21 protein-coding genes and 2 pseudogenes are annotated in these 24,972 nt (G+C 31.2%); 19 read left to right on the forward strand and 4 right to left on the reverse strand.

Annotated elements, in window-relative coordinates; translation table 11 throughout:
• Positions 1-286 (forward strand): annotated as a pseudogene (locus tag ACEWK1_RS22195) (cation transporter); the annotation flags it as partial.
• 28 nt (positions 287-314) lie between these two features.
• On the opposite strand, the gene ACEWK1_RS22200 reads toward ACEWK1_RS22195, so the two are convergent.
• The gene (locus ACEWK1_RS22200; protein WP_098799030.1) at positions 315-638 is read right to left on the reverse strand and encodes an ArsR/SmtB family transcription factor; all 324 of its coding nucleotides are present in this window, start codon (positions 636-638) and stop codon (positions 315-317) included.
• Positions 639-835: 197 nt separating this feature from the next.
• Here ACEWK1_RS22200 and ACEWK1_RS22205 point away from each other — a divergent pair, with 197 nt between their 5' ends.
• From ACEWK1_RS22205 to ACEWK1_RS22220, 4 genes are all read left to right on the forward strand, one after another.
• On the forward strand, positions 836-1,396 hold the full coding sequence (locus ACEWK1_RS22205; protein ID WP_098799031.1) for a copper resistance CopC family protein: 561 nt from the start codon (positions 836-838) through the stop codon (positions 1,394-1,396).
• Between the two features lie 3 nt (positions 1,397-1,399).
• Complete coding sequence (locus ACEWK1_RS22210) at positions 1,400-2,479, forward strand: copper resistance D family protein (protein ID WP_098799032.1); 1,080 nt, start codon at positions 1,400-1,402, stop codon at positions 2,477-2,479.
• A 70-nt stretch (positions 2,480-2,549) separates the two neighbouring features.
• Positions 2,550-2,750 (forward strand): hypothetical protein, encoded by a 201-nt coding sequence (locus tag ACEWK1_RS22215; RefSeq protein ID WP_098799033.1) that lies wholly within the window; start codon positions 2,550-2,552, stop codon positions 2,748-2,750.
• Between the two features lie 228 nt (positions 2,751-2,978).
• A complete protein-coding gene (locus ACEWK1_RS22220) occupies positions 2,979-3,827 on the forward strand; it encodes a cation diffusion facilitator family transporter (protein ID WP_212138017.1) in 849 nt (282 codons plus the stop codon).
• A 17-nt stretch (positions 3,828-3,844) separates the two neighbouring features.
• On the opposite strand, the gene ACEWK1_RS22225 is transcribed toward ACEWK1_RS22220, so the two are convergent.
• Entirely contained in the window at positions 3,845-4,687 is an 843-nt protein-coding gene (locus ACEWK1_RS22225; protein WP_176551197.1) for a COX15/CtaA family protein, read from the reverse strand.
• A 618-nt stretch (positions 4,688-5,305) separates the two neighbouring features.
• Here ACEWK1_RS22225 and ACEWK1_RS22230 point away from each other — a divergent pair.
• Positions 5,306-7,255 carry an LTA synthase family protein gene (locus ACEWK1_RS22230; RefSeq protein ID WP_098799040.1) on the forward strand — a complete coding sequence of 650 codons (1,950 nt, stop codon included), beginning with the start codon at positions 5,306-5,308 and terminating at the stop codon, positions 7,253-7,255.
• 592 nt (positions 7,256-7,847) lie between these two features.
• Here the strand turns inward: ACEWK1_RS22230 and yjcZ are convergent.
• Positions 7,848-7,988 (reverse strand): sporulation protein YjcZ, encoded by a 141-nt coding sequence (gene yjcZ / locus ACEWK1_RS22235; protein WP_098799035.1) that lies wholly within the window; start codon positions 7,986-7,988, stop codon positions 7,848-7,850.
• A gap of 105 nt (positions 7,989-8,093) precedes the next feature.
• Positions 8,094-8,729: a hypothetical protein gene (locus ACEWK1_RS22240; protein WP_098799036.1), complete on the reverse strand. Its 636-nt coding sequence runs from the start codon at positions 8,727-8,729 to the stop codon at positions 8,094-8,096.
• 748 nt (positions 8,730-9,477) lie between these two features.
• Here ACEWK1_RS22240 and ACEWK1_RS22245 point away from each other — a divergent pair.
• From ACEWK1_RS22245 to ACEWK1_RS22305, 13 genes and pseudogenes are all read left to right on the forward strand, one after another.
• A complete protein-coding gene (locus ACEWK1_RS22245) occupies positions 9,478-10,188 on the forward strand; it encodes a hypothetical protein (RefSeq protein WP_098799037.1) in 711 nt (236 codons plus the stop codon).
• Between the two features lie 627 nt (positions 10,189-10,815).
• The gene (locus tag ACEWK1_RS22250; RefSeq protein ID WP_098799038.1) at positions 10,816-10,995 is read left to right on the forward strand and encodes a hypothetical protein; all 180 of its coding nucleotides are present in this window, start codon (positions 10,816-10,818) and stop codon (positions 10,993-10,995) included.
• A 1,262-nt stretch (positions 10,996-12,257) separates the two neighbouring features.
• Positions 12,258-12,437, forward strand: coding sequence for a hypothetical protein (locus ACEWK1_RS22255; protein ID WP_098799779.1), 180 nt, complete (start codon positions 12,258-12,260; stop codon positions 12,435-12,437).
• A gap of 191 nt (positions 12,438-12,628) precedes the next feature.
• On the forward strand, positions 12,629-12,838 hold the full coding sequence (locus tag ACEWK1_RS22260) for a hypothetical protein (protein ID WP_098799778.1): 210 nt from the start codon (positions 12,629-12,631) through the stop codon (positions 12,836-12,838).
• Positions 12,839-12,914: 76 nt separating this feature from the next.
• The gene (locus ACEWK1_RS22265) at positions 12,915-13,826 is read left to right on the forward strand and encodes a YIEGIA family protein (RefSeq protein WP_098799777.1); all 912 of its coding nucleotides are present in this window, start codon (positions 12,915-12,917) and stop codon (positions 13,824-13,826) included.
• Between the two features lies 1 nt (position 13,827).
• A complete protein-coding gene (locus ACEWK1_RS22270; protein WP_098799776.1) occupies positions 13,828-14,034 on the forward strand; it encodes a capping complex subunit for YIEGIA in 207 nt (68 codons plus the stop codon).
• Positions 14,035-14,078: 44 nt separating this feature from the next.
• Complete coding sequence (locus ACEWK1_RS22275; protein WP_176551260.1) at positions 14,079-14,231, forward strand: hypothetical protein; 153 nt, start codon at positions 14,079-14,081, stop codon at positions 14,229-14,231.
• An 870-nt stretch (positions 14,232-15,101) separates the two neighbouring features.
• Complete coding sequence (istA, locus tag ACEWK1_RS22280) at positions 15,102-16,511, forward strand: IS21 family transposase (protein WP_098797387.1); 1,410 nt, start codon at positions 15,102-15,104, stop codon at positions 16,509-16,511.
• A gap of 2 nt (positions 16,512-16,513) precedes the next feature.
• The gene (istB, locus tag ACEWK1_RS22285) at positions 16,514-17,239 is read left to right on the forward strand and encodes an IS21-like element helper ATPase IstB (RefSeq protein ID WP_098797386.1); all 726 of its coding nucleotides are present in this window, start codon (positions 16,514-16,516) and stop codon (positions 17,237-17,239) included.
• 1,088 nt (positions 17,240-18,327) lie between these two features.
• Positions 18,328-19,779, forward strand: coding sequence for an IS1182 family transposase (locus ACEWK1_RS22290; protein ID WP_212138016.1), 1,452 nt, complete (start codon positions 18,328-18,330; stop codon positions 19,777-19,779).
• Between the two features lie 721 nt (positions 19,780-20,500).
• Complete coding sequence (locus ACEWK1_RS22295) at positions 20,501-21,712, forward strand: murein hydrolase activator EnvC family protein (RefSeq protein ID WP_212138015.1); 1,212 nt, start codon at positions 20,501-20,503, stop codon at positions 21,710-21,712.
• A 1,567-nt stretch (positions 21,713-23,279) separates the two neighbouring features.
• A pseudogene (locus ACEWK1_RS22300) lies at positions 23,280-23,690 on the forward strand (BlaI/MecI/CopY family transcriptional regulator).
• Between the two features lie 292 nt (positions 23,691-23,982).
• Complete coding sequence (locus ACEWK1_RS22305) at positions 23,983-24,834, forward strand: cytochrome c oxidase assembly protein (RefSeq protein WP_098796535.1); 852 nt, start codon at positions 23,983-23,985, stop codon at positions 24,832-24,834.
• The last annotated feature ends 138 nt before the right edge of the window (positions 24,835-24,972 follow it).

The following is a 24,972-nucleotide window of genomic DNA, read 5'->3' on the forward strand; positions in this document are numbered from 1 at the left end:
TCATATATTAATGGAAGGTGTACCAGCAAATATTAATGTTGATAAAGTAAAAGATACATTATTGAAGATGGAAGAAGTCAACGATATTCATGATTTACACATTTGGTCAATTACATCTGATTTCCCAACATTAAGTTGTCATTTAGTCGTAGGTCCAGGAATTAGTCATCAAGAGCTCCTTGTAAAAGCCAAACAAATTTTGCATGATCAATTTCACTTGCACCATACAACGATCCAAATAGATGTTGAAGGATATCAATGTTCAGAGGGAGATCATTGTAATTAAAAATAACCGAGCCCTTTTAGGGTTCGGTTTAAATATGTCTTGCATGATCTATGGTCTGTTTTAAGACATGAATAACATGCTCATCATCGTGATAGTAGAACATAGTCGTGCCTTCTCTCCTGAATTTAACAAGTCGAACATTTTTTAAGAAACGAAGCTGGTGTGATACAGTTGATTGCAGTAATGATAACTTATCAGCAATTTCATTAACAGAATGTTCTCCCTCAAATAATAAATTAAGGATTCGAAGACGGGTTGGATCAGAGAGTGCCTTAAACGTTTGAGAAACAATAAATAATGTTTCTTCATCTAAATCAAAGTCTGGACTGGATTTCATATCATCTTCATTCATGAATTTAGCTCCTTATATTTTATATAGGCTATTATAGAAAAGATCTATGACATTAACAATAAATTTACGAATCATAAAAAAAGTTAAAGTTTATAAAATTGTAAGATTATATAACCTAAATAATAAGACAACCATTATATGATTAGTAAGAGTCTTTTTACGGTTACAAAATAGAAACAAGGAGATGTGAAAAAAACATGAAAAATATACTCTTTCTGTTCATGAGCTTTTTATTATTAATACCAAATTTAACATCAGCACATACAGCTCTTTCATCGTCTAATCCAAAAGAAGGCGAGACCATTTCAGGACCCTTAAACGAAATTACTCTAAACTTTGAGACTGAAATTGAACCTATTAGTACAATGAGTGTATTGAAGGGGGAAGAAGAAATTTCATTTCAACAAGTTGAAGTAACAGAACGCCAAATGATTGGTACATTATCAGCATCATTAGATAATGGATCATACGTAATTAATTGGAAAATCGTAGGTAAAGATGGTCATACAATTACTGGAGAAGTACCATTTAACGTTCAAAAAGTAGTAGAAGAAGAAGTACAAGAACAACCGACTGAGAACCAAGAGACTTTGGAGAAGCAAGAAGAATCCATAAAGGAAGAAGTTGATCAGTCTGAAAATGAATTACAAGAAACAAAGAATAAGCAATCAAATGGACTTTCTACAACACTCATAATTGCAGTTCTTGGATTGATATTAATCATTGGATTTACTTTAGTTTTTAGAAAGAAGAAATAAAAAATGAATTTTATTATTCCAATTACTGAATTATTTACGTATATATTATTCTCTATATTAGTGGGACATGTGGCTTTACAATTTATTCATAAAGATAAAAAGCCAACTACTAAATTTCCAAAATCAGCTTTACTCTTATCAACATTAGGAATTATCGTTTTTACATTTGGACCTGTATTACAGGTCATCCTCTACTTCGCAGATAGTGTGGGTTTAGGATTAACAACTTTTTCAGTTATTACGGATTTTCAAGTAGGTAATGCATGGATTTTTATAGGGTTCGTTTCAACGCTACTGTATATGACGATTCTTTTAGAAGGATCAAAGTTTCTTCAAGCAATTTGGTTACTTTTAATGATACTTGCAGTCGGTTATGCAAGTCATGTAGCATCATTAAACTTCTGGTATGGATTTATTTCTCATTCAATCCATTTTCTAATGGTAACGCTCTGGGTAGGAATATTAATTCATGTCGGTTGGTTTTCTAAAGACAAAAAAAATTGGTCCTCCTTTTTAAAATGGTTTACTCCATTAGCATATGGAATACTAATTTTTATCTTTGTTAGTGGATTAATATTGATGGTGAATGTTGTGGAATTAAAAGAATATGTTAATGCTTGGGTACTTCCATATGGGCAAATGCTTTTGTTAAAACATATTAGTATCATTCCTATTCTTATTTTTGCATTTATTAATAGCATCTTACTAAATAAATCAAAAAGTAACTCTGGATATGATCCGAGAACTTGGGTGAAAGCAGAAACAATCCTATTACTAATTACGTTCTTTTTTACTAGTGTATTAGGAAACTTATCACCTCCACACGATGTAAATTTTACTGTGAAATCAGAAGGAGCTGCTTCTTGGGTAGAATGGATACTTGGAAGAGAAATAGCTTCTCCACTCCAAACTGAGTTCTTAGCATCTATTCAAGGAATTGTATTAGTCGTCATGAGTATTTTATTCCTTGTACTAATCATTATTAGTTTTATTAAAAATGTGAAGCCGATTGTTTCTATTCTGTTCGCTACTTGTTTTATTTTAGCTATGTACTTTGGTCTTATGATGAATATAAATTTTTAATTACTATGCTGTATATCGATCAATAAAATAACTTGAGATTTCTTTTTGGCTTAAGGGGGAGTGATATTACATGAAACTTTTTAAAATAGTTATTCCAACGACAGTTGTAGTATTCGTATCGGCACTTTGGATACTTGAAAAGGATCATTCAACTGTTCCATTGTATATCCGTATATTAATTTCATTAGGTGGGGCACTATTGTCTGGCATTTTGACCTATTTTCTGATGAGACAGGATGCAGGTGACGTGGACCAAAATGCTAATAATTGAAGAAATACTGACTGATAGGGTCCCCTCTGAAAAGCCACTGAGTATTCAGTGGCTTTTGTCATTTATTATGGATTAATAGGAATTCCTAGCATGAGTTTAGTTTAATAGTTGTCGAATGTTTGAATCCTTTCCGATTAGGATAAAAGTTAAGAGAGATATTGTTATCGAAGATGGGCTATTTATTCAATTTAGTAAATTTATTTAATAATGAAAATAGGAGGTGTTAAATTGCCGAAAAAACATACTTCAACTCAGAACACAAAACTAGCCTTCTTTCTTAACTTAGCTTTTACAATCATTGAATATATTGGTGGATTTTTAACTAATAGTATGGCAATTCTATCTGATGCTACCCACGATTTGGGTGATAGTATATCATTGGGAACCTCTTGGTATCTTCAACGGATATCCAATAAAGAAAGTGATGGAAAATACAGCTTCGGATATAAGAGGTTTTCTACATTAGGGGCTTTAATAAGCGGAATCGTATTAACAATTGGGTCAATTATTATTTTGATTAAATCAGTTCCCAGGCTCTTTAACCCAACACATCCTGATGCTCAAGGTATGCTTTGGTTAGCATTATTAGGTGTTGCAATGAATGGCTTTGCAGCATGGAAATTGTATAAGGGAGATTCAATGAATGAAAGTGTTCTATCTTGGCATCTTCTAGAGGATTTACTTGGGTGGGTTGGAGTCCTTATAATCAGTATCGTTCTCATGTTTAAAGATATTCATATTCTAGATCCTATTTTATCCATTGTGATTTCCACTTTTGTATTAATTAATGTTATTCGTAAATTAATGAAAACAATGAAAGTTTTTCTGAATGCGGTACCAGATGGGATTAATCTAGAATCAATACAGAAGAAGATGATGGAGGTAGATAGAGTTAAAAAGGTTTCCCATCTCCACATATGGTCAATTGATGGGGAAGTTAATGCAATGTCAGTTCATCTTTATCTGAGTGAAAATATGTGCAGTAAGGAAAATGAGGAATTAAAGAATCAAATAAGGGATAGTGTATCTGACCTAAAGGTTACACATTCTATAATCGAAACTCATCTATTAAAGTGAGTAGAAAGGCTATTTACTCACTTTTTCATTTGATTAAAAAAACATATAGCTGTCATGTAACTAAGGAGTGCTAAAGTCAAAATTGTTAAAATCATGTGAACTGAAGAAGTGAAGGGACTTATCTGTTCTGATTTGGATATGAACCCACCTATTGTTGTAAGGAAGGTTAAAGAAATTAAGAGTGTTGCCTTCTTTTTAAAAACTTCCCATTTAAAAGTAAGAAAGACAGCATAACTTATGTAAAATAAAATAAGCAACCCTAAAATCCCATGTATGAAATAAGTAAGGTAAGAAAGATTGAATCTGTTCGTACTAATTTGAAAAATCTGTTGGCTAAGTTCAAAATGTTTAAACAAAGCACCAATTAAGATTTCAACTAAAAGAAAGAAGAATCCTTTTATTAATGGCTGTCTGATCACGTTAGTTTTCTTATCAAAGGATGATACATTTAAACCAACATGAAGAAAGATTAGTGAAATTAATAAGAACAAACTAAACATGACATCAAGTGTTGTAAAACCAGTTGGAGTTCCAAATAAAACATTCAATCCTCCAATCAATGACTGGATAAACAACAAAGATAATGTGAATAGAGAGAAGAGACGGATTGTCCTATTCTTTGATTTTTTCCATGCAATTATGAAGTTAATAAGGATAATAAATCCAAGTAACATTGTGAATAAGCGATGTGAATATTCGATAATAATATGATAATTAGTAATGTCAGGAATGAGTTGTCCATTGCAGAATGGATAATCTGTACCACAAGCATCTCCTGAATTAGTAGCAACGACTAAATTTCCTAATATTAGGGCTGCGATTGTAATAAAAATAGTGAATAGGGAGAATGTATTTTTCATAGCTGTCCTTTCGGTGTTAATGTATTTACATATGTTCATATATTAACAAAGATTGTTATTATGTTCTATAAAAATATAGAAATTTACCTCGTCTTATTAAAATATATCTAAAAGAATTAGATGCTTTACTTGTTCAAAAAATGACAATTTGGTGAAGGATTATTAATATTTGTTGAATGTCATATGATTATATGTTCAGATTTATTATAGAGTGCTATGGAGGTAAAAAATAATGATGAACATGTTTATAGTTACAAGTGGAACTATCTTTGTTATTTTAATTGCATATGTTTTGTTTCTGTTTTTATCTTACAGAAAAGGAAACCATAAATCTTCAAATAAGAAACAGTAATTTATACACTTTATCGTTTTTGATTGTATTAATAAACAAAAAGGGAGTTGTTCAAAAGTGCTATCTACTGTAATTGTTTATCTTGTATTATCTTTGTTATCTTTAGGAGTAATTTATATCTTCAAGAAAAAATCTGATAAAGAATTAAAGCAGCTTGACGAAAAATATAAAAACTAAACACTGTAATAAAAACATTAAAATATTTTCCAACTTACAGTTCAAAAATAAAAGGTTCAGTAATAATATTGTAAGAGGGTAGGTATGTGATGAGTAACTTGCGTCAAAAGAATCTAGATGTCTTTAATCATTTCTGGGGTTTTTTGTTTTTAGCTGTATTTTTTCTCTGGATAAAAACATTTATTATTCAATTAACACAGTTTGACTTAGGATTAGAAAATACAATTCAGCAGTTTTTATTATTTCTGAATCCATTAGGGTCTTCCATATTTTTATTAGGATTTTCTTTCTTATTTAAAGGGAGAAAAAAGTATTTAGGGCTTATTATCATTGATTTTCTGTTAACAATTCTTTTATATGCAAATACCTTATATTACCGTTTCTTTAATGACTTTATCACTTTACCTACGTTAATGCAGACACAGAATTTTGGGGATGTAAGTAGCAGTGTCCCTACATTAATAAAGCCATACGATATTCTATACTTTATTGATATTTTAGCTTTAATCATATTACTCTCTCTTCGCTTTGTAAAAATTGAAAAACGAGTAACAAGTAAACGGAAGGTTGCTGTTTTATATTCAGCTGCTCTAGTAATATCGATGATTAATTTAGTATTAGCTGAATCGGATCGACCACAATTACTAACAAGAGGATTTGACAGAAACTATATTGTGAAGTATTTGGGTATGTATAATTATACTCTCTATGATGCAGTCCAAAGTACAAAGGCATCGGCACAAAGAGTTTTAGCAGATAGTGACGAATTGACCGAAGTAATAAATTTTACAAAAGCGAATTATGCTGAACCAAATCCGAAATATTTTGGGGCAGGAAAAGGTATGAATGTAATCTACCTACACCTTGAGTCGATGCAAAACTTCCTGATTGACTACAAACTTAATGGTGAAGAAGTAACACCGTTCTTAAATTCATTAACTAATGAAGAAAATACTCTTTATTTTGATAATTTTTTTCACCAAACTGCTCAAGGTAAAACATCTGATGCAGAATTTATGGTGGAGAACTCTTTATATGGACTACCACAAGGTTCAGCTTTTACCACAAAAGGTTTAAATACGTACCAGGCTGCACCAGCTATTTTAGGTCAGCAAGGCTATACATCAGCTGTATTCCACCCGAATTCCGGGACCTTTTGGAACCGAAATGAAATATATAAATCGTTAGGATACAACAATTTTTTTGATGAAAGCTACTATCAAATAAAAGACGAAAACAAAGCAGATTACGGTTTAGAGGACAAGCCATTTTTTGACCAGTCAATTCAGTTCTTGGAATCATTACCTCAGCCATTCTATACAAAATTTATAACAGTATCACATCATTATCCTTATAATATGGATCAAGAAGAAGCTACAATCGCACCTCATACAACTGGTGATAGGTCAGTAGATAATTATTTTCAAACAGCTCGTTATGCAGATGAAGCATTAAAACAATTCTTTACGTATTTGAAGAAGTCTGGCTTATATGATAATTCCATCATTATTATGTATGGAGATCATTACGGTATTTCCCAAAATCACAATAAAGCGATGGAGAAAGTGATTGGAAAAGAAGTAACACCATTAGAAGGTGCAGGTTTACAAAGAGTACCATTATTTATACGTGTTCCTGGTATAGAGGGTGGTGTTCGTCATCAATATGGCGGACAAATTGATCTTCTTCCAACACTACTTCATTTATTGGGAATTGATACCAAAGAATATGTCCATTTTGGTACAGATCTATTATCTGAACAGCATAAACAAATTGTTCCTTTCCGAAATGGTGATTTCGTAAGTCCGTCCATCACTTTTGTTGATGGGAAATATTATGATTCTAATACTGGTACGGAACTAAAAGAGGCCCAGATCGATGAGGCTAAAAAGGTTCGAGAAAGTGTGGAGAACAAATTGTTATTATCAGATAAAGTAGTTAATGGGGATTTATTACGATTCCATATACCTGAAAATTTTACTCCTGTGGATCGATCAAAATATAATTATAACTACTATTCAAATAAAGCATTAGAATAGTAAAATATTTATTCATAAAGGCTTCTGAGGAACTTTTCCTTTGACAGCCTTTATTTAGTTTTTACCTTAGTGAGAGAGGGATAGATGCCAACATATCACTTGCTAAGTACGGTGCAACAATGGGAAGCGACTTGTGAACATATGATTTAGTATGTTAATAAATCAAGAGCATCAATATGAAAGGGAACAAATTCAACTCTCTTGAGGGATTGTGCAGAGATGTATACGTAAATGTTTAAATATTTAACTAGATGTACACATTCTAGCCAATTCACTTTCTCAATATTGTGCTTTTGGCTCTCAATTTTATTGACGACATGCATAACTTCCAGACGCATAATCACAACAATCAGCCCAAACTTGCTTAAATTGTACAAAAGAGTACCAAAAGTATTCTATCTAAAACAGTCTAGATATTGTATGAACATATCTTATGAGGGAAGATAAAGGATCTATATCAAGAATACCAGGGCATCATAAACTAAAAGTTTCTAACAAAGAGTTTTTAAAAAACTTTAATAGTACTTAATAAATTGAGAAACTTAAAACAAGTAAGGACACATCATTTAAGATAGTCCTTACTTGTTCAGGATTAACTAAACAAAGCAGCCCCAACAATTATTAATAAAATGAATAGAACACCTATTAGAGCGAATGCTCCACCGCTGCCAAAGCCACCATATCCTGCACCGTAGCCACCAAAGCCACCGTAATTACCATAACCAAAACCCATATGAATTCTCCTTTCCTTTCATTAGCAGGGTTAGTAATATCCTATTATGATGAAGTGGAAGTTGATTGGATTCATGTCTAACTTAAGTAAAAGTAGGGTATAGGATTACTTTTCATTTTTCAGAAAAAGGTCTTTCCCAGTATTTAGATAAGTAAGGGCTTTATCCATACTAAGTATCTCTTTTGGATTGACAACAGTAGTTTTCATTTCAATTTTTTCCTTTAAACGTATATTTTTTATAATTCGATTACTGTTATTATTTACACCGTTATCCGTACTACCTGTATAGTTAGACAAGTCTTCTTGATTTAAAAATTGTAATTTATATTCCTTAATTAGTTTGTTGGCAGTATCTTTATCTTCAACATATATGCTGATTTCATCGTTAATAGATATCAAGGATGCGTTTATACCAATAGAAAGATTATTTTCTAGTATTTTAAAATCAAGAGGATTTTTATAATGATCGTGAAATAATAGTTCCTCGACATAACTAATATCTTCTATGAGATTAACTTTTTTATTAGGGTGTAATTCCTTATATTCTGCCTTTTTATTGTTTATCCATTTGTTAAATTCATTTATATCTCTAACGTCACCTATGTGTTTCTCGTTAATATATATATGATAAATAGAATGCAACTTAGAATCTTTAGTGTCAGTTGCATAAATTTTATTTTCAGTTATTATCAGAATGAAAATAACTAACAATAGACATTTTAAATAGCTTGTCCTAAACAAAACCGTCCCTCCGCAAATTTCGACATTATGTATATTTTAACATATTAAAATTATTCTATTGAACTAAATCTTACTTAACAAAACTGTAACAAAGTAAGTGTATATTAGTAACATGGTAAATGAAGTGGAAATAAATAACAAAACTCCACAAAGGTGATTTGTTGGTATTGTAAAAGTAAGTAATAATATTATTATATTTATATATAGATCTTACTTTTTTAATGTTGTAAGCCAATTGAGTTCTTATGATTTAATCTGTAAAGTTTAAGATATTGAAGAACAATTAATAAAAGGTAAAAATAAATTTTTGCGAAACAGACCAATTTAGTAATAATGTAATTCCTGATTCAATTGTTATACCTAGATCCTAAATTTTTGAAAATTCTAAAGGAGAAGAAGTGACACAGCTTAATGGGTTTTAGTAAGTAAGCTCCTGGTGAACTTCAAAAGCAAGAGGATACTCTCAATTGCCGTAAATACAGGTGATTCTTATGGTGGGATGGAAAGCTGAATAAATATAAATGATAAAATTAAGTGTTGTCTAATAACAAAGGTGAACTTTACTACTTTTGTTATTAGCTTGTTTATTATTGGGGAAATTAGTTTATAGATAAATTACGTTGTCAGTAGTAATTATAAATTTAAATTTTGTACGAATGATCATTTAATCACTTTAATATAATATTTTCAGGTACTGCTTTTTCTTTGTAAATCTTATTTTTTATTAAACCTACTAGGAGTGAATTTAATGGAGAATTCTTCATTTTTACTAAGTGGATATATATTTATAGGAACCACTTTTGGTGCACTATTGAGCTACTTAATTCTCAAGATAGAAGGAATTAAAATACAGTATTTGTATTTATTATGTGGTGGAATAATTATAGGAATACTTATATTTGATTTAATACCTCATTCAATAAGTGAATACCGCTTAATAAGCATTTTATTAGGTTTATTAGTTGGTGTAATTGGGTGTAATATTATCCATCAAATGCTACATAATATTACTTCACAATCTGATAGGTCGAGATTATCTATTTTATTTGCGATCATGTTGCACACAATTCCAATTGGGATAGCAATAGGTTCTTCATTAACATCAGATCTTATTACTACATCACTATTAATGACATTGCTTATTCATCAAATTCCTGAAGGAATAGTATTAATGGTATCTTTCCGAAGAACTGGGCGGAATTTTGTTAGTTTCTTAGCTACATGTCTTTTATTATCACTCCTATTTTTTGTTTCATCGTTTATTGGAAGTAAGATAGTATTTACATATAAATTAATGGGTATTCTACTAGGGGTGGCAATCGGTTTCTTAGGTTTTACTGCAATTAAAGAGTTTATTATCGATGCAAGGAAAGGAATAAGTAACATGCCGTTTGTTATTTTATCTGTATCAGGAGCAAGTTTAGTGTTGCTTTTACATCAATTGTTTAGTTTTCATTAGTAATAAAAAGTTTGAAGTGGATGAGTTAACCAAATTTCATAAACAATAATTGGGGATTTTATATAAAAACTGTGATAAATTATGACGGTTTATTTTTTTGTGAAAATTTCATAAATAGATAAGAGGTAAATTAAATGAGGTGGGTACTTTATCAAGAGTATTGAATTTCTTTTGTAGCAAACCTAGTAACTGAGTATTGCGAAGGAAGGGGTACTCCATTTATTTTTATTTTATATAAGGGTATTAGCTATTTTATAAGAAAATTCCGTTTTACAACATCTTATTTTCAACTTTGCTCTAGTATTTAAAATAATAAGATAATATTTATAAAGGCATAGTTTATATGCTTTATTCTATTTTCCTTCTCTTAGACGTTAAGATTATCTTCTCATTCCCCTTAATCTTTTAGCAATGGTTGGAACTAATTATAAATTGCTTTTAAGATTGGTGTAAACCTCCCGATGAATAAACACTTCTAGATGATATATACAGTACTAGAAAATGTATAATTCTTAAGAAGAATAACATAATATTAACGCATTCTAAATTAAGAAGATATATAAGGAGAGATTTATGATTCTCTTTTTACTTTGAATATCTCTGATTATTATCGGAAGTGTTTTGACAATGTCTACATCAAAATGGTTAATGGTAGAAGAGATTTTTAGTGAAAAAGACCGTTCGAAAAAGTTAGAACTAATCATAAATGAGATTTGTTTTCCGGATATGAGTTCAGTTGGTTACCTTTTACTTAGTATTGGCATGATTGGATTAGGTCTATTTTTAATATGTTATGTTGAGAGGTGAAAAACGACAAAAAAATCTGTAGGAATTCAGTCTTCCATCAAAAGTTTTTTAAAAAATTGAATTAGGAATTGTCCTACTTTACCTACTGTTAAAACGGAAAAGAATTATTTCAATATTAATCAAGAGGGCAGTTAAAATGATTATTGAGAAACAAATGCCTGTACCCAATTCAATGGGCGATTAAGAAATACGAGGTCCTTGAAAAAACGGCACTATTTTTCTCTTGAAAATTTCAAGAGGAAGAGTTGATCTGGACGGGTTCGGTTTAAGGTATCGTTCTAAAAGCTAGAATAATGAAAATGAATGGGAAGAGTGGGAGACCATCTATCTATCCATCGATTGATTTCCGTGTGAAAGTGAAAGACCCAGGAGTTTAAAAAGCTGTAAAGTAAGAAGTAAGGTTATATTTACTAATAAGTAATTACGGTAGTTCCTTTTTGTTTTCACTTATTTAACGATTCAAGCTAATAAATGTTAGTAGGTGAGATTAAAGAAGAACGGTGTCAGTGTATTTAAGTTCTTCTATATTTATTATTATTAAATGTAGGAACAGTATATGTAATTTAAAAGTTCGTCAAGATTCCACATCTAAACATTCATGAGATACAAGTTCTAAATTCTAAAAATAGTGAAGTTAAACCTTTTAGAATTTTGATGACTATGAAATGCATAATGAAAAGCTGTCCTAGGCAATACTATTGAGGTGAGTAATCTATTTGGGGTAATTCTAACATTTAAATATAACAAAGTCCTTAATATTCTATTTCATCAAAATCTTTGGGTTGAGGTGTTGGTTGCGTGTGTTTTAACTTTGGATTTGTTGAAATTTCATCAGATAATTCTGAAAATATTTAACTTGATTTTTGGGTGAGTATTCATTCTCTGTTCTATTGATGTTTTTGTCCATATTGGTTTCCCTCCATTTCCCTCATAGGGATAACAGTCTGTTGGTAAGGACTAATCCCCTGAACTTCTGCGACTAAATATCCATTTAGGTAAACATTAAATGTAGGTTTATTTGAGTGAATTTTCTATTAATTCACTCATGAAAGTTTAATTTTTGTTCAACCATGGATATACTCACTCCTCTCCTATTTCAATATGATTTATTTTCCCCAAAAACTGAAGTTAATATTTAAATTTTTACCGTTTAATAAGAGAATGTAATAATACACCCTCTCCTATTTCCACTATTTGGATTGAGTTCGTTTAAATAATATAACTTTTAAAGAACAATATTAAAGGGTATGGAGGTGGTATTAATGACTAAACAAAGTAATTTTCCTTTAGCTATGACTAACATGGGGGAACCATCAGAAATGAGTCCGATTAAGGAAATTACTTATGAGGATACGGGGTCACCTATTATTGAAGTTACTCAACCTCTTACATCAAAGGAACCGCTTGAAATTAGAAAACCTTCATCGGTAACCTTGATTTGATTTAAATATATAAAGAAGGTAAAACGTATCTTATTTTACCTTCTTTATATATTTCTTACCCCATCCCTTTATTGGTGCTTTGTAACTAAAAGTGTTAGGAAAAGGAAAAGTTTATTTAATTAATTTTTTTAGCGAGAAGAAGAGACCACTCACTTCATATAGCTTAAATTATTAAGAAGGAGATGTATGACGTGGAGAAATACTTAATCTATAAGAATGGAAACCAGATTGATGAAGTAATAGAGTCCGTTGATGGAACCTTAATAGATGTTTTAGGTAAATGGTTAAATGAAAAGGAATTTAAAGGGACATATAAGATGATTGAACAAACAGAAAAAAAGCCTTGTTGTGCCGAAATCAATGATAACCTTTACTTTTCAATTGGATACGTTGAACTTTAGTGGAAAAGAAGATTTTTAATTAGTAAACGATTTTAATGAGAAGTAAATCTAAAATTCTAATTTTAGGAGTGAAAATATGAAGGACGGTGTTATTTCCTCAGAGCAAATTGCACTTATTGTTACTGCAATAATTATTGGAACGCTTGCTCGTGTTCTTACAATAAAAGAAGACTACCGGCAATATCCTAGTTATCCAAATGGATATTTAATTCATTTAATTACAGGATTTGTTGCCGCAGCTTTAGGAGCCGTAGCCATTCCAGCCTTAATGACTAAAAATTTTGTTGCAGTTACTTTTTTAACACTTGCTATTCAGCAGTTTCGAGACGTGCGCAAAACGGAACGAGAGAGTTTAAAAGACCTTGAAAATACTGAATACGCTTATCGAGGCGATGCTTATATAGATGGTATTTCAAAAACATTTGAAGCACGCAACTATTTTGCTCTTATTGTATCTTTTGCAACCGGACTAACTATTCAATTAGTAAATACAAATTCAATATGGATAAATATTATATGTGGAACTATTGTTGGTTTCATAGTTCTCTTTGTACTAAAACGATTTTCAAAGGGGAAGACAGTTGGAGATATTGCGAATGTAAAAGAAGGAAAGGTCGAAATAAAGGGGTCTGAATTATTTGTTGATGGGATATATGTATCGAACCAACTTGGGACTGAAAATGCCCGAAAGTTATTTGAAAAAGAGGGTCTCGCAGTTGTTATCTATCCTCGTGAAGAACATTTTCGTATAACTCTTGATAATTATGGACAGAGGCAGGCTATTTTATTTGAAACTACAAGGTCAGTAGGAGTTAAGAGGTACCATTTCACAAGAAAAGAATACGAAGAAGGACGGGTAGTGATTACGCTAGTTCCTATTATAAATGATATCAATAAACTTGTTGAAACAGTTAAGAACACCCCTTTGCTTGAAAGTGCAAAGAAAAGCCACTCAGTTATGCAAACAAATTTAGCAGGGAGGAAGTAAAATGGGACGTGAATCAACACAAAAACCAAATTATGAGATTCTAGCGTTTATTACTACTGACAAAGAAAAAGTAATAGGTGGTAAGCCACTGTCATTATTTGCAAAAGATGAAAAAGAGGCAGAATCTTTAACGGTAGATATCGCCAAAGCAATGAAGGCAGATGTAGTTCAAATGAAATCAGGTGACTACTTGGTCATCAGGTTATAAGATCTAGATCTTTTAATTAGTAAATCCTATAGGAGATAACGGAAATGAATGATAATTCTTGGAGAATTAAATCTTACCATAAAGGTAAATATACAGTAAGTGTTCGACAAAATTTTGAAAATGATCGTATTGATGAAGGAGATTGTCCAAAGGATGAAGTCAAAAATAATAAGTGTCATAACAATAAGTTAAAATAAATAAGGTGTATTCTGAATTCTCAAATATATTTATTTAATTATGTAGCGGACTGGATTATAAAAGGCTCAAACAGATTACCTAGTTCTGTAATATACAATATTTTTTACAGGTGAGCATATTTGGACATCTTCATTTAAGCAAGCATTTTTTTTAGCTGCGTTGTTAGAGGAATTTTTTAAATGGTTTCTATAAACATGTTGAATTTAATCAACACTAGTATATATAGGACAGCTGTATTTCTTGGATTTGTAAAGCTGGAAAACATCTTCTAATAATTGTTTGCTAACGGTATTGAAAAAGCTGTATTGCCCGTGTCTAACACTGTCTTTTTGGGTTATATGGGCTATATTTATGAAAAGGATAACTTTCCGTTAATGGAGAAAAATGGTATTTACTCGTTATTATTTTCTATCATTTTACAAGGTTCTATAGCTTTGGAGAATTCGATATTTTTTATCACTCTTAGCATTTTGTCAGTAACTTTTATTGATTTTTTATACTGTTTCAATATCTGGCGGAGAAGGTTCTGCATGTTTTGGCATTAAATATTTTTATTTTCTTCAAATGATACCCCCATATAATTCTGTTCAGGTACAACCTATCAAAAATGATGTTAGTATAAATCCCATTCTTCCTGTAATGAAAAAGTTCACTTCAAATTAAGTGAACCATATTATATAATATTATTCAATTTATATTGTACTAATAATATAGCTGTGTATTGCAAAATAGAAGTGCAGAGCTTTGCAAAGTAAAAATGCAGAGTTCCGCACTTATTTAATAGGTGCAAAAAAAAAGACTTGCCAGCCACCCCAAGTCCCTCTACTGTAATGGTGTCGAATCAATACAGAGTGGAGGAACATGAAAGGATGCTAGCAATGTCTGATATTAATTGTATCAAACACCTAAGAAACAAAAAAGGCTTATCTATAACAAAGATAAAGGAAACATTAGGGATTAATTGGAGAACTGCCAAGAAATATGCTGACGAGGATCAGTTACCAGATTCTAAGATTAAACAATCAAATGGAATGATGTATACAGATAAATGGGGAGAAATAGTTTCAGATTGGCTATTCGAAGATAGCAAATTAAAGAAAAAGTTACGCCGAACCAAGAAGCAAATATTTAATGAACTACTGGGGTTAGGCTTCAAAGGCTCTTATCGTACGGTCTGTTACTTTATATCTGACTGGGAGAATAGTCATAACGAAGAAATAGATAAAGGACATGACCGATTGGAACATCCTCCTAGTGAAGCACAAGTAGACTTCGGGGTAATGGAGGTTGTTAAAGATGGGGAGTTTATCGATACACATGTTTTAGTTATGTCGTACCCGCATAGTAATGCCGCATTCGCTGCCCCATTACCATCTGAAAATCAAGAATGTTTTCTTCAAGGATTGAAACTCTTATTCACTCAATCTGGGGGAGTTCCTAGGAGAATTAGAATTGACAATTTAACTCCGGCTGTTAAAAAAGTAAGATCAAAAACTGAAGAGGCAAAATTAACTGATGCCTTTATCCAATTTCAAAATCACTATGGATTTGAAGTTCAGGTGTGTAACCCACGCAGTGGTCATGAAAAAGGTAGTGTGGAAAACAAAGTAGGTTATATTCGATATAACTTCTTTACAACATCTCCAGTCATGAATAGTTTTGAAGATTTAACGGAAACACTTCGTAAACAGCTCCAAAATGATAGACAAAGACTTCACTATGAAAAAGAAGTAATGATTGAGGACCTCTGGAATATAGAGAAGGACTTTTTACTGGAGTTGCCAACGGAAGATTATCCAATCTTTAAAGAAGTTGAAGCAAAGGTGAATAAGTTTAATGAAGCCAAGATTGATAGCACATTAATACATATTCCTAAAGCATCAAATTATCCATTTATATATTTCGTATTATATTGGGATAAATTTAAAGCTGTTTCCCCCGACGGGGAAATTTTATTAGAAGATTTTAGATCGTACATGAACAAAAAACGGGCTATTCCGTGGGTATCTATCTTCAAAGATTGGATTCGAAAACCAAGAGTAGTACCTTATTCAAGGTATCAAAAATACCTACCGGGTCGAGTTAATGATTACTTAATGGTTGATGATTTAGTGGTTCGTAAAGAAAGATTATTAGAATTAGTTAACTTACTTGTAACACATGATATGAAGAGAATTAATGAGGAATTTTATGATTTAATTTCTGGGAAGAATGAGAATCCCTTTGGGCTAGATTGGTCGGAATATGATTCTTTGGCACCACTAGAAAGGGGTGAGTAATGATGAGCGACACTATCCGTTCAATGTGTAAGTCATTAAGGTTAGCCTATGTTTCGGAAATTTACGAAACAATTCCATTTGACTCTCCGACACAGTATTTAGAAGCGTTATTTAAGGAAGAGTTTCGTTTACGTGATAAAGCAAAGGTACAGCGCCTTATAAAAAACGCCAAATTCTTAGATTCTAAGAGTTTAAGCAATTATGAATGGAACGAGAGAATCCGATTTCCAACACAAATTGATAAAGATGGTTTAATGAGCCTAGACTTTATCAAGCAAAAGCAGAATGTCGTATTAATTGGATCACCAGGGACTGGAAAGTCCCATTTAGCAACAGGATTAGGAAGAAAAGCATGTGAAGTGGGATATGAGGTGAGATTCTATCGTGTTTCTCTCCTCATTGAACAATTAGAACAGGCGTTAAAACAGGATAAACTGGCTTCCTTTAGAAAAAGGTTTGAAAAGGTAGATTTAATTATTTTGGACGAAATGGGCTATCTACCGTTCAGTAAGGAAGGATCAGAACTATTGTTTCAACTAATTGCAGAATGGTATGAACAGAAAAGCTTAATTATTACTTCGAATCTTGAATTTAGTCAATGGAACCGTATATTTATTGACTCAAGATTAACAGCTGCTTTAGTAGATCGTTTAATTCACCACGCACACGTCCTAACGTTCAATGGTGGAAGTTATAGACTATCAAACGCACTGTCTAAGGCTAGATAGGTATTGAAATCGGGTGGCAAAACTCTGCAAAAAGTCTTGCGCGACTCTGCATTTTTTTCTTGCAAAATACAATAGCAATTAGCACTCACTTTAGCATATTTGTGAACACCGTCAAATAATTATTATACCCCAGTTATTTTGTATGTAATTTATTTGTTATCTCATATATTAAACCTAAAGAAACATTGATATAACAACAAAAGAGGGAAGCTAATTCTTATGCGAATTGTCTCTCAAAGTATTTTCTCGCCTGCAACAGAACCCGTTAATAAAAACGGTACCTTTTTTTAATAAGAGAACGAAGGAATGGCGAAAGATTAGGGTAGGTAAGGTGTCTTTAATGAATTGGTTGGTTTATGGGTGCTCTCAAATTATGGATAAAGGTATGCTCACAACATTCCATTGTTGGCTTTACTTGATAAGATAAAATAGAAAACGATGTTTAAAAGAATTTGATGATGCAAAACTCGAACTGTTAGATAGCAATTAGGTTTAAAAGATACGAAATTCAATTTGAATATGGTAAGATAGTTTAAGTTTACTGAATATGATAGATATTTAGATTGGAAATTCGTTCTAGTATCAGGTTGGGGAATCTTGGTAATTTACATTCCTATATTTGTATGGGGGGAGCCGAATTGGATTTTAAGTCGGAAACGTCTCATGATATTGAAATAGTTATAAAAAAGAAGATTACATTTAGAACAGTGCTAAATATATATGGAATATTGGTCATTTTTGCATTAATATTATCAATCTTTACAGTCCCAATTTCAATTAATGAAAATATACAATTTCTTTACAATGAAGACTTAATAATGGAAACCAAAAAGATAAAGGAATTTATATTATTTATTTTTAGTATAGGAGTGATTTACTTCTTGCTAGTTAATATATTTTATAAATATAAGAATTGATAATCTATTCAACTTTATCAAACTAGTTAAAAAGCCAATATAAAAAACGCTTTGGATTTTGGAGGCCACTGAAAAAGTCCAAGAAAAAGGTAGAAAGATTCACTTAGGTGAACCTTTCTACCTTTTTTACTTTATAATTAAAATTATAAATATAAGTGGGTGGTTTTTCCAATGATACAAAAACAACAAACAATGATGTTTAGTCCATATGTGGCTCTTTATGATATTGTCGTTCCTCAGGATAATATGTTACGCAGAATTAAGGATCTGGTCGACTTTTCTTTTATTTACGAAGAATTAAAGGATAAATATTGTCTAGATAATGGGCGGAATGCGATAGACCCTATTCGTATGTTTAAATATTTGTTTTTGAAAACCATTCATGATGTTTCAGATGTTGATATTGTCGAGCGTTCAAAATATGATATGTCCTTCAAATATTTTTTGGATATGGCTCCGGAGGAAGCCGTTATTGATTCAAGTTCTTTGACTAAGTTTCGTAAACTTAGGCTAAAAGACATGAACTTATTAGACATGCTTATCAATAAGACGGTGGAGATTGCCATTGAGAAAGAGATTATTAAAAGCAATTCTATTATTGTAGATGCAACCCATACAAAGGCGCGATATAATCAAATGACTCCAAAAGAAATACTTATGGAGCGCTCCAAAAATCTTAGGAAAACCATTTATAAAATTAACGAGAGTATGAAGATGAAATTCCCCGTAAAGCCAAACAATGATGTACTTGAAGATGAGATTACTTATTCCCAAAAGCTCATTGAAGTAATTGAAAAGGAAGAGAGCCTTTTAGAGTATCCAAAAGTTAAGGAACATCTTAATCTCCTGAAAGAAACCGTTGCAGATGATATCGAACAGCTCCAGTCCATGAAAGACCTAGATGCCAAAGTCGGACACAAAGCAGCTGACTCATCATTCTTTGGCTATAAAACTCATCTGGCGATGAGTGAAGAGCGAATTATTACAGCCGCAACGATTACAACCGGAGAAAAAAATGATGGAAAAGAGCTGCAGACACTTATTGAGAAAAGTATAGATGCAGGAATGGAAATTGAAACGATAATTGGAGATACTGCGTATTCCGAGAAAGACAACATTCAATATAGTAAGGAAAATGGAATCAAACTGGTCTCAAAATTAAATCCTTTAATAACTCAGGGTACCCGAAAAAAAGAGGATGAATTCGGATTCAATAAGGATGCGGGCATGTATGTCTGCAAGGCAGGACATATGGCTGTACGGAAAGCTAGGCAAGGTAAAAAAGGAGTAGGTAAAAACCAAGTTGATACCTACTATTTTAATGTTGAAAAATGCAAAAGATGTCCTTTCAGAGAAGGGTGCTACAAAGAGGGAGCCAAAAGTAAAACATATTCTGTTTCCCTTAAGTCAGATCAACATTCATCCCAAGCACAATTCCAGAAAAGTGTATATTTTCAGGAAAAGTCTAAAGAACGTTATAAAATTGAAGCGAAAAATAGTGAGTTAAAACACAGACACGGGTATAATGTGGCAAAATCCTCGGGTCTAATTAGCATGGAATTACAAGGTGCCATGGCTATATTTACGGTAAATATTAAAAGAATACTAAAGCTACTAGGGTAAAATTAGAGAAAAACATGTGGCGAATTCAAAGAAAAAACCGACTTTTTTTCCTTTTTTAGGAATTAAAGTCGGCTCTTTTTAAATCCACATGAATAATCTTTAAAATCGTCAGATTTTCAGTGGCCTCGGATTTTGAAGCGTTTTTTTGTTTGCCTAATTTACCTTTTATTTATTTTTTCAGTTTAACTTATCTTATTATAAATAGTTATGCCATCTTACACAGTTAAGTCACGTTTTCTTCGCATTATTTAAACTATATAAAGTAGTGTTAATTAAAGTCTAATATGTAGATTGAAGTAAAATACTTTAGCGAATCCTTCCACAGAAGGCCTTCACACCTAACTTAATCATAAAAATTGAATTTAAGAGAATACCTTTGGTGATTAGATAAATAAGATTTTTGTAAGATCCAACTATAATAAGACCTGTTGTGAACGATTATTTAAGCGGTATTTTCATTGTAGAAAAAAACAAGTATCCATTTCAGTGATATGAAATAAAAATGTAATATTTTTATCGCAGAATTTGTCAGATTTTAATGATATAATGGCTACTAGCTTACCAGACTACCCCAATATTTGTTTAGTAAACTTTTTGAAATCATGTTCAACGGATTAATTGGACTATACTAAGTATTTAATATACTTAGTAATATTGTTACTGCAATGCACTTTTTGTTTGCTAATTTTCTAAAGTAATGTACATAAGGGAGGAAGACAGCGTGAGTAAGAAGATACTGTCTCTTGGATTGGTTGCTTTATTAGGGACAAGCACCTTGGTAATTCCTACAAATAGTAATACTGTTTTTGCAAACACTGAATTGGAGCAGAAAAAGGAAAATATCCATAAAAAGCGTTCTGGTGTCGATTCAAGTATTCAAAAAAAAAGAAGTGAAATTTCAAACTTGGAGCAAAAACAGAAGAGTCTTGACTCGGAAATCAAACTTCTAGATTCGAAAATGACCGAGACAAACGAACAACTTCGACAAAGTCAGGGGAAGATAGAAGAAACTAAGGAAAAAATAGATGAGTTAAATAAGCAAATTAGGGAAGTAGAGGAGCGTATAGAAGAACGTAATCGTCTTTTAAAAGACCGTGTACGCTCAATACAAGAGAGTGGTGGAGTAGTTAGCTATTTAGATGTCCTACTAGGTTCACAAGACTTTAGTGATTTTGTAAGTCGTGTCAGTGCAGTAACAACAATTGTTAATGCGGATAAAGAAATTATTCAAGAGCATAAAGAAGATATTAAACTTCTTGAGGAAAGTGAAGTTAAACTGAATAATGAACTTAATAAATTAGCAGCAGCTATAACTGAGCTTCAATCTTTGAAACAACAATTGAAGTCACAAGTTGCAGAAAAAAGTATAATAATGGAGCAAGTGAAGAATGATCAAATAGTAGCAGAAAAAGAATTATATAAGTTAGAAGACGAGGTGGATTTTCTTAAAGAGCAAGAAGCAACCATTAAAATAGAAATGAAACGTCAGCAGGGATTAAAAGATACAACTACAACAGCTTCAAACAGATCAACTACTCCCTCAACAAATGGTAGTTTTATGTGGCCAGCAAAAGGGACTTTCACTTCTGGATATGGTGCTCGTTGGGGAAGATTACATGCTGGGGTTGACTTGGCAAATAGTGCAGATAATGTTCCCATAGTTGCATCTGCCGATGGAACAGTTATTCGTTCATATTACTCTAGTAGCTATGGAAATGTCGTCTTCATTTCTCACAATATTAATGGAAAAATATTCACCACTTTATATGCCCATATGGATTCCAGATTAGTAAGTAGTGGACAATCTGTAAGTAAGGGTCAACAAATTGGATATATGGGAAACACTGGTCGATCAACAGGAAAACATTTGCATTTTGAAATTCACGACGGAGCCTGGAAAAACCCAATTAATCCAATGAAATATTTACCTTAAAATATCTTTTATAGTTTATTTAGGAGCTTTAGCTTGTAGACAAAGTCTGATTTCAGGCAAGTCAACAAGCTTTTTTTAAGTAAATTAAGCAAGTGATACCGTATTGAGACATGTTTAAACAACTTCCTTAATTTATTTCTTCTTATTTCATTGAATTTAATGTGATTAGAAATCATTATTGAAGTCAACAGAAGAATTCTATAAAATTACGCGGAATCTAGGGGTTATCAATCCCAACTAATTGAAGAGATAAAAGAATGTCAAATTAGCCTATGGAAGTGAATACTAAATTGACAAAAAATTAAGGGGGGTCAGTTTGTAAGTAAATACAAAAGCGATGGTTCAAAAAGGAAAGATATAAAAATCGAATATTTGGTCTAATCTTTAATATTGTGAATAATAATTTCGTTCATTATTAGAACATACCTCTCTCTTTTGAATCGCTAGAATAAAAAGCCTTATTCTATTTTAAGTGCAAATTTAGCAATGCAATTTTAGGTGATAATTGACGACCTATGTATTAAACTCAGTATCACAATGGAACTTAAATTTGTACTTAACGATCCCTAAAAAAGGGCTTTTTTGAGTCTCTGTTGTTCATAACAAATTGTGAATTTGAAAGGTTCTCCCTCATTTTAAAAATGAATATTAGGTGACAGATACTTGAATTTTATTGATTTAAATATGATTATGTGTTCATATTTATTTTATAATGTTTCAATGGAGGTTTAATTATGATCAAAATTTGATAATCCTAACTATTTATATAAACTTCTTAATCCTAGCTCATAGACGGAGAAAAACCGGTCATTCTGAAAAAGGTACACTTCTAATTTTGGCCTTTACTATTATTTTTTTGTTTGTGAATTTAAAAATATGGAGAAATGATAATAATGCTATACAAGCAACAAGGTTGTTATTAATCTAATACTTTAATCAGGATTTAAAAAAGCTATTTCTACTGAAAAAAACGTTATTTGTTCCCAGTTGCTATGTGGTATCAAGATTTTCCATGTATCCGTTAACAAAAAGTATGAGAGGAAAATTATATATTCGTAAAAGAGATAAACTCCTAAATAGATGAATAAAAAGATCCTGAAATTATATTAGTTAAAATATATATAAGAATAGCATACCATGTAGGTACTGTGTTAATATTTCATGGCTTTATTACAATTCTTTTCTTTAGATGTAAAAGTGATGGTAATATAAGGGCTGGTATATAATGAAAAAAGTTTCATTTTTATTTATTTTTGTTAATTTCTACACTATTGTAAGACATCAAATATTTTTTTTGAATTATACTATCATATGGCTTCCCTATTTTCTAATTAGTATTACTTTCTTTTTAATTATATTTTTTTATAAAAAAGAAAAAACGTTATTATGTATTGGCGGACTACTAATTAGTATTAGTTCTTTAGTAGTCTATTCTTATCATTTTTATTTATTGAACTAGGAAAAAAAAGGGGACTTTTCAAAAGTTGTTAATTTCTATTTTCTTGTTGAAATTATAATTACTTTGTCTAGTGTATTATTTTTGGCAGCAATAGGTAGGTGAGAATAAGTGAACATAAACACGTTTAATTTTAATGAGGTGGGATTAAATCGGTTTTTTGGCCCTTTAGAATCAAAAATTATGGACACTCTTTGGGAAGGTTCTGAGATGAGTATAAAAGATGTTCAACAAAGGCTTGAAGTAGAAAAAACAAATAAATTTTAATACAGTTTCAACCGTTATGAATCGCTTGGTGAAAATAGGAGTACTCAAAAAAAGAGTTCAAGGAAGAATGTCAGTATTTAAGCCTACCAAAACAAAAGAACAATTCCTTGAAGAGCCATCTATAAAAATAGTGGAAAATATAATGGATGAGTTTGGAGAGTTAATTATTAACCATATTTAGACTCATTAGAAGATATAGACCAAAGTTTACTGTGTAAACTTGAACAAAGAATTGCCGAATTAAAAAATCATTAGTTGCTTTTAAAAGATTATTTTATTACGAGATAAATTAAATCATTCAAAAGGAAATTACAAAACTTTAAATACTCCTTTTCATTATCTTAAAAAAAATGTAATTCATCATATGTTTGTGATCTTTAAGATTTTGTTTCAATTACCATTTCTAAATTTTAAGTGATTTGATAAATTGTCAAAATTTTAGTCTCTTATTTTAAAACTTACTTTTAATTTTGAGTTTTTATTTTTTATAAAAGAATAATATTGAGTACTTTTTTAAAAATTTATGATAAAGGAGTTGTAACATAGAATGTCTAATATGGAACACACAGGACAAGTGAATTTCCTAACAGGCTGGAACCCGTTTTTATTTCTGATTCTTTTAGTGTTAGCGGGTTGTTATTTATACATTACAGGACAAGGTAGAAAAAAATGGGATGAGTCATATCCGGTCAATAGGACCAAAAAGTTTTCCTTTCTTTTTGGAGTATTTCTATTTTTTCTTGCAAAGGGGACACCCTTAAATCAACTTGGACATTCTTTATTTCTAATTCATATGGCACAGCAATCAATTATTTATTTAGCTGTTCCTCCTTTGGTATTGGTAGGTTTACCATCGTGGTTAGTTAGCTCAGTGCTAAAAATAGATCTATTACGAAAGGGTGTTACATTTTTTACCAAACCTTTAATTGCGATTTTTTTATTTAATGTTTTGTTCTCTTTCTATCATATTCCATTTATTTTTGATGCTATTATGTCTAATATGTTATGGATGAATTTGTCGATTTTAATCTTGTTTCCTATTGCTTTTTTAATGTGGTGGCCAGTTCTATCACCAATACATGGTATGAATGAGTTAAAGCCATTGCATAAAATAGCATATTTATTTGGAATGGGTATCTTGCTAACACCAGCGTGTGCTTTAATTATTTTTTCAAAGGATATTTTATATCAATCATATATTGATTTACCTAGACTTTATGGAGTATCTCTTCTTGATGATCAGCAATCTGGAGGCATTGTTATGAAGGTCATGCAGGAGGTAATTTATGGTTTCGTATTAACAAGAGTTTTCTTTAAATGGGTTCGAGAGGAAAAGATTAGAACTATAGAAGAGGACAAAGTGAGGTTAGAACGTTTAAAACAAATTGAAAAGCTATAATACTTGGTTAATGTGGTGATTAATTTATAAGAGGATAGTAACTACATAAAAGAAAAAATTCTATTGTCATTAAAGTGGTAAGATCTATTGAAGATCTGTAATCGAAATACATATGTTCTTACATGAATGATTTCTTAA

This window comes from Metabacillus sp. YM-086 (genome assembly GCF_048059995.1).
In the GTDB taxonomy this organism is placed as follows: Bacteria; Bacillota; Bacilli; order Bacillales; family Bacillaceae; genus Metabacillus; species Metabacillus litoralis_B.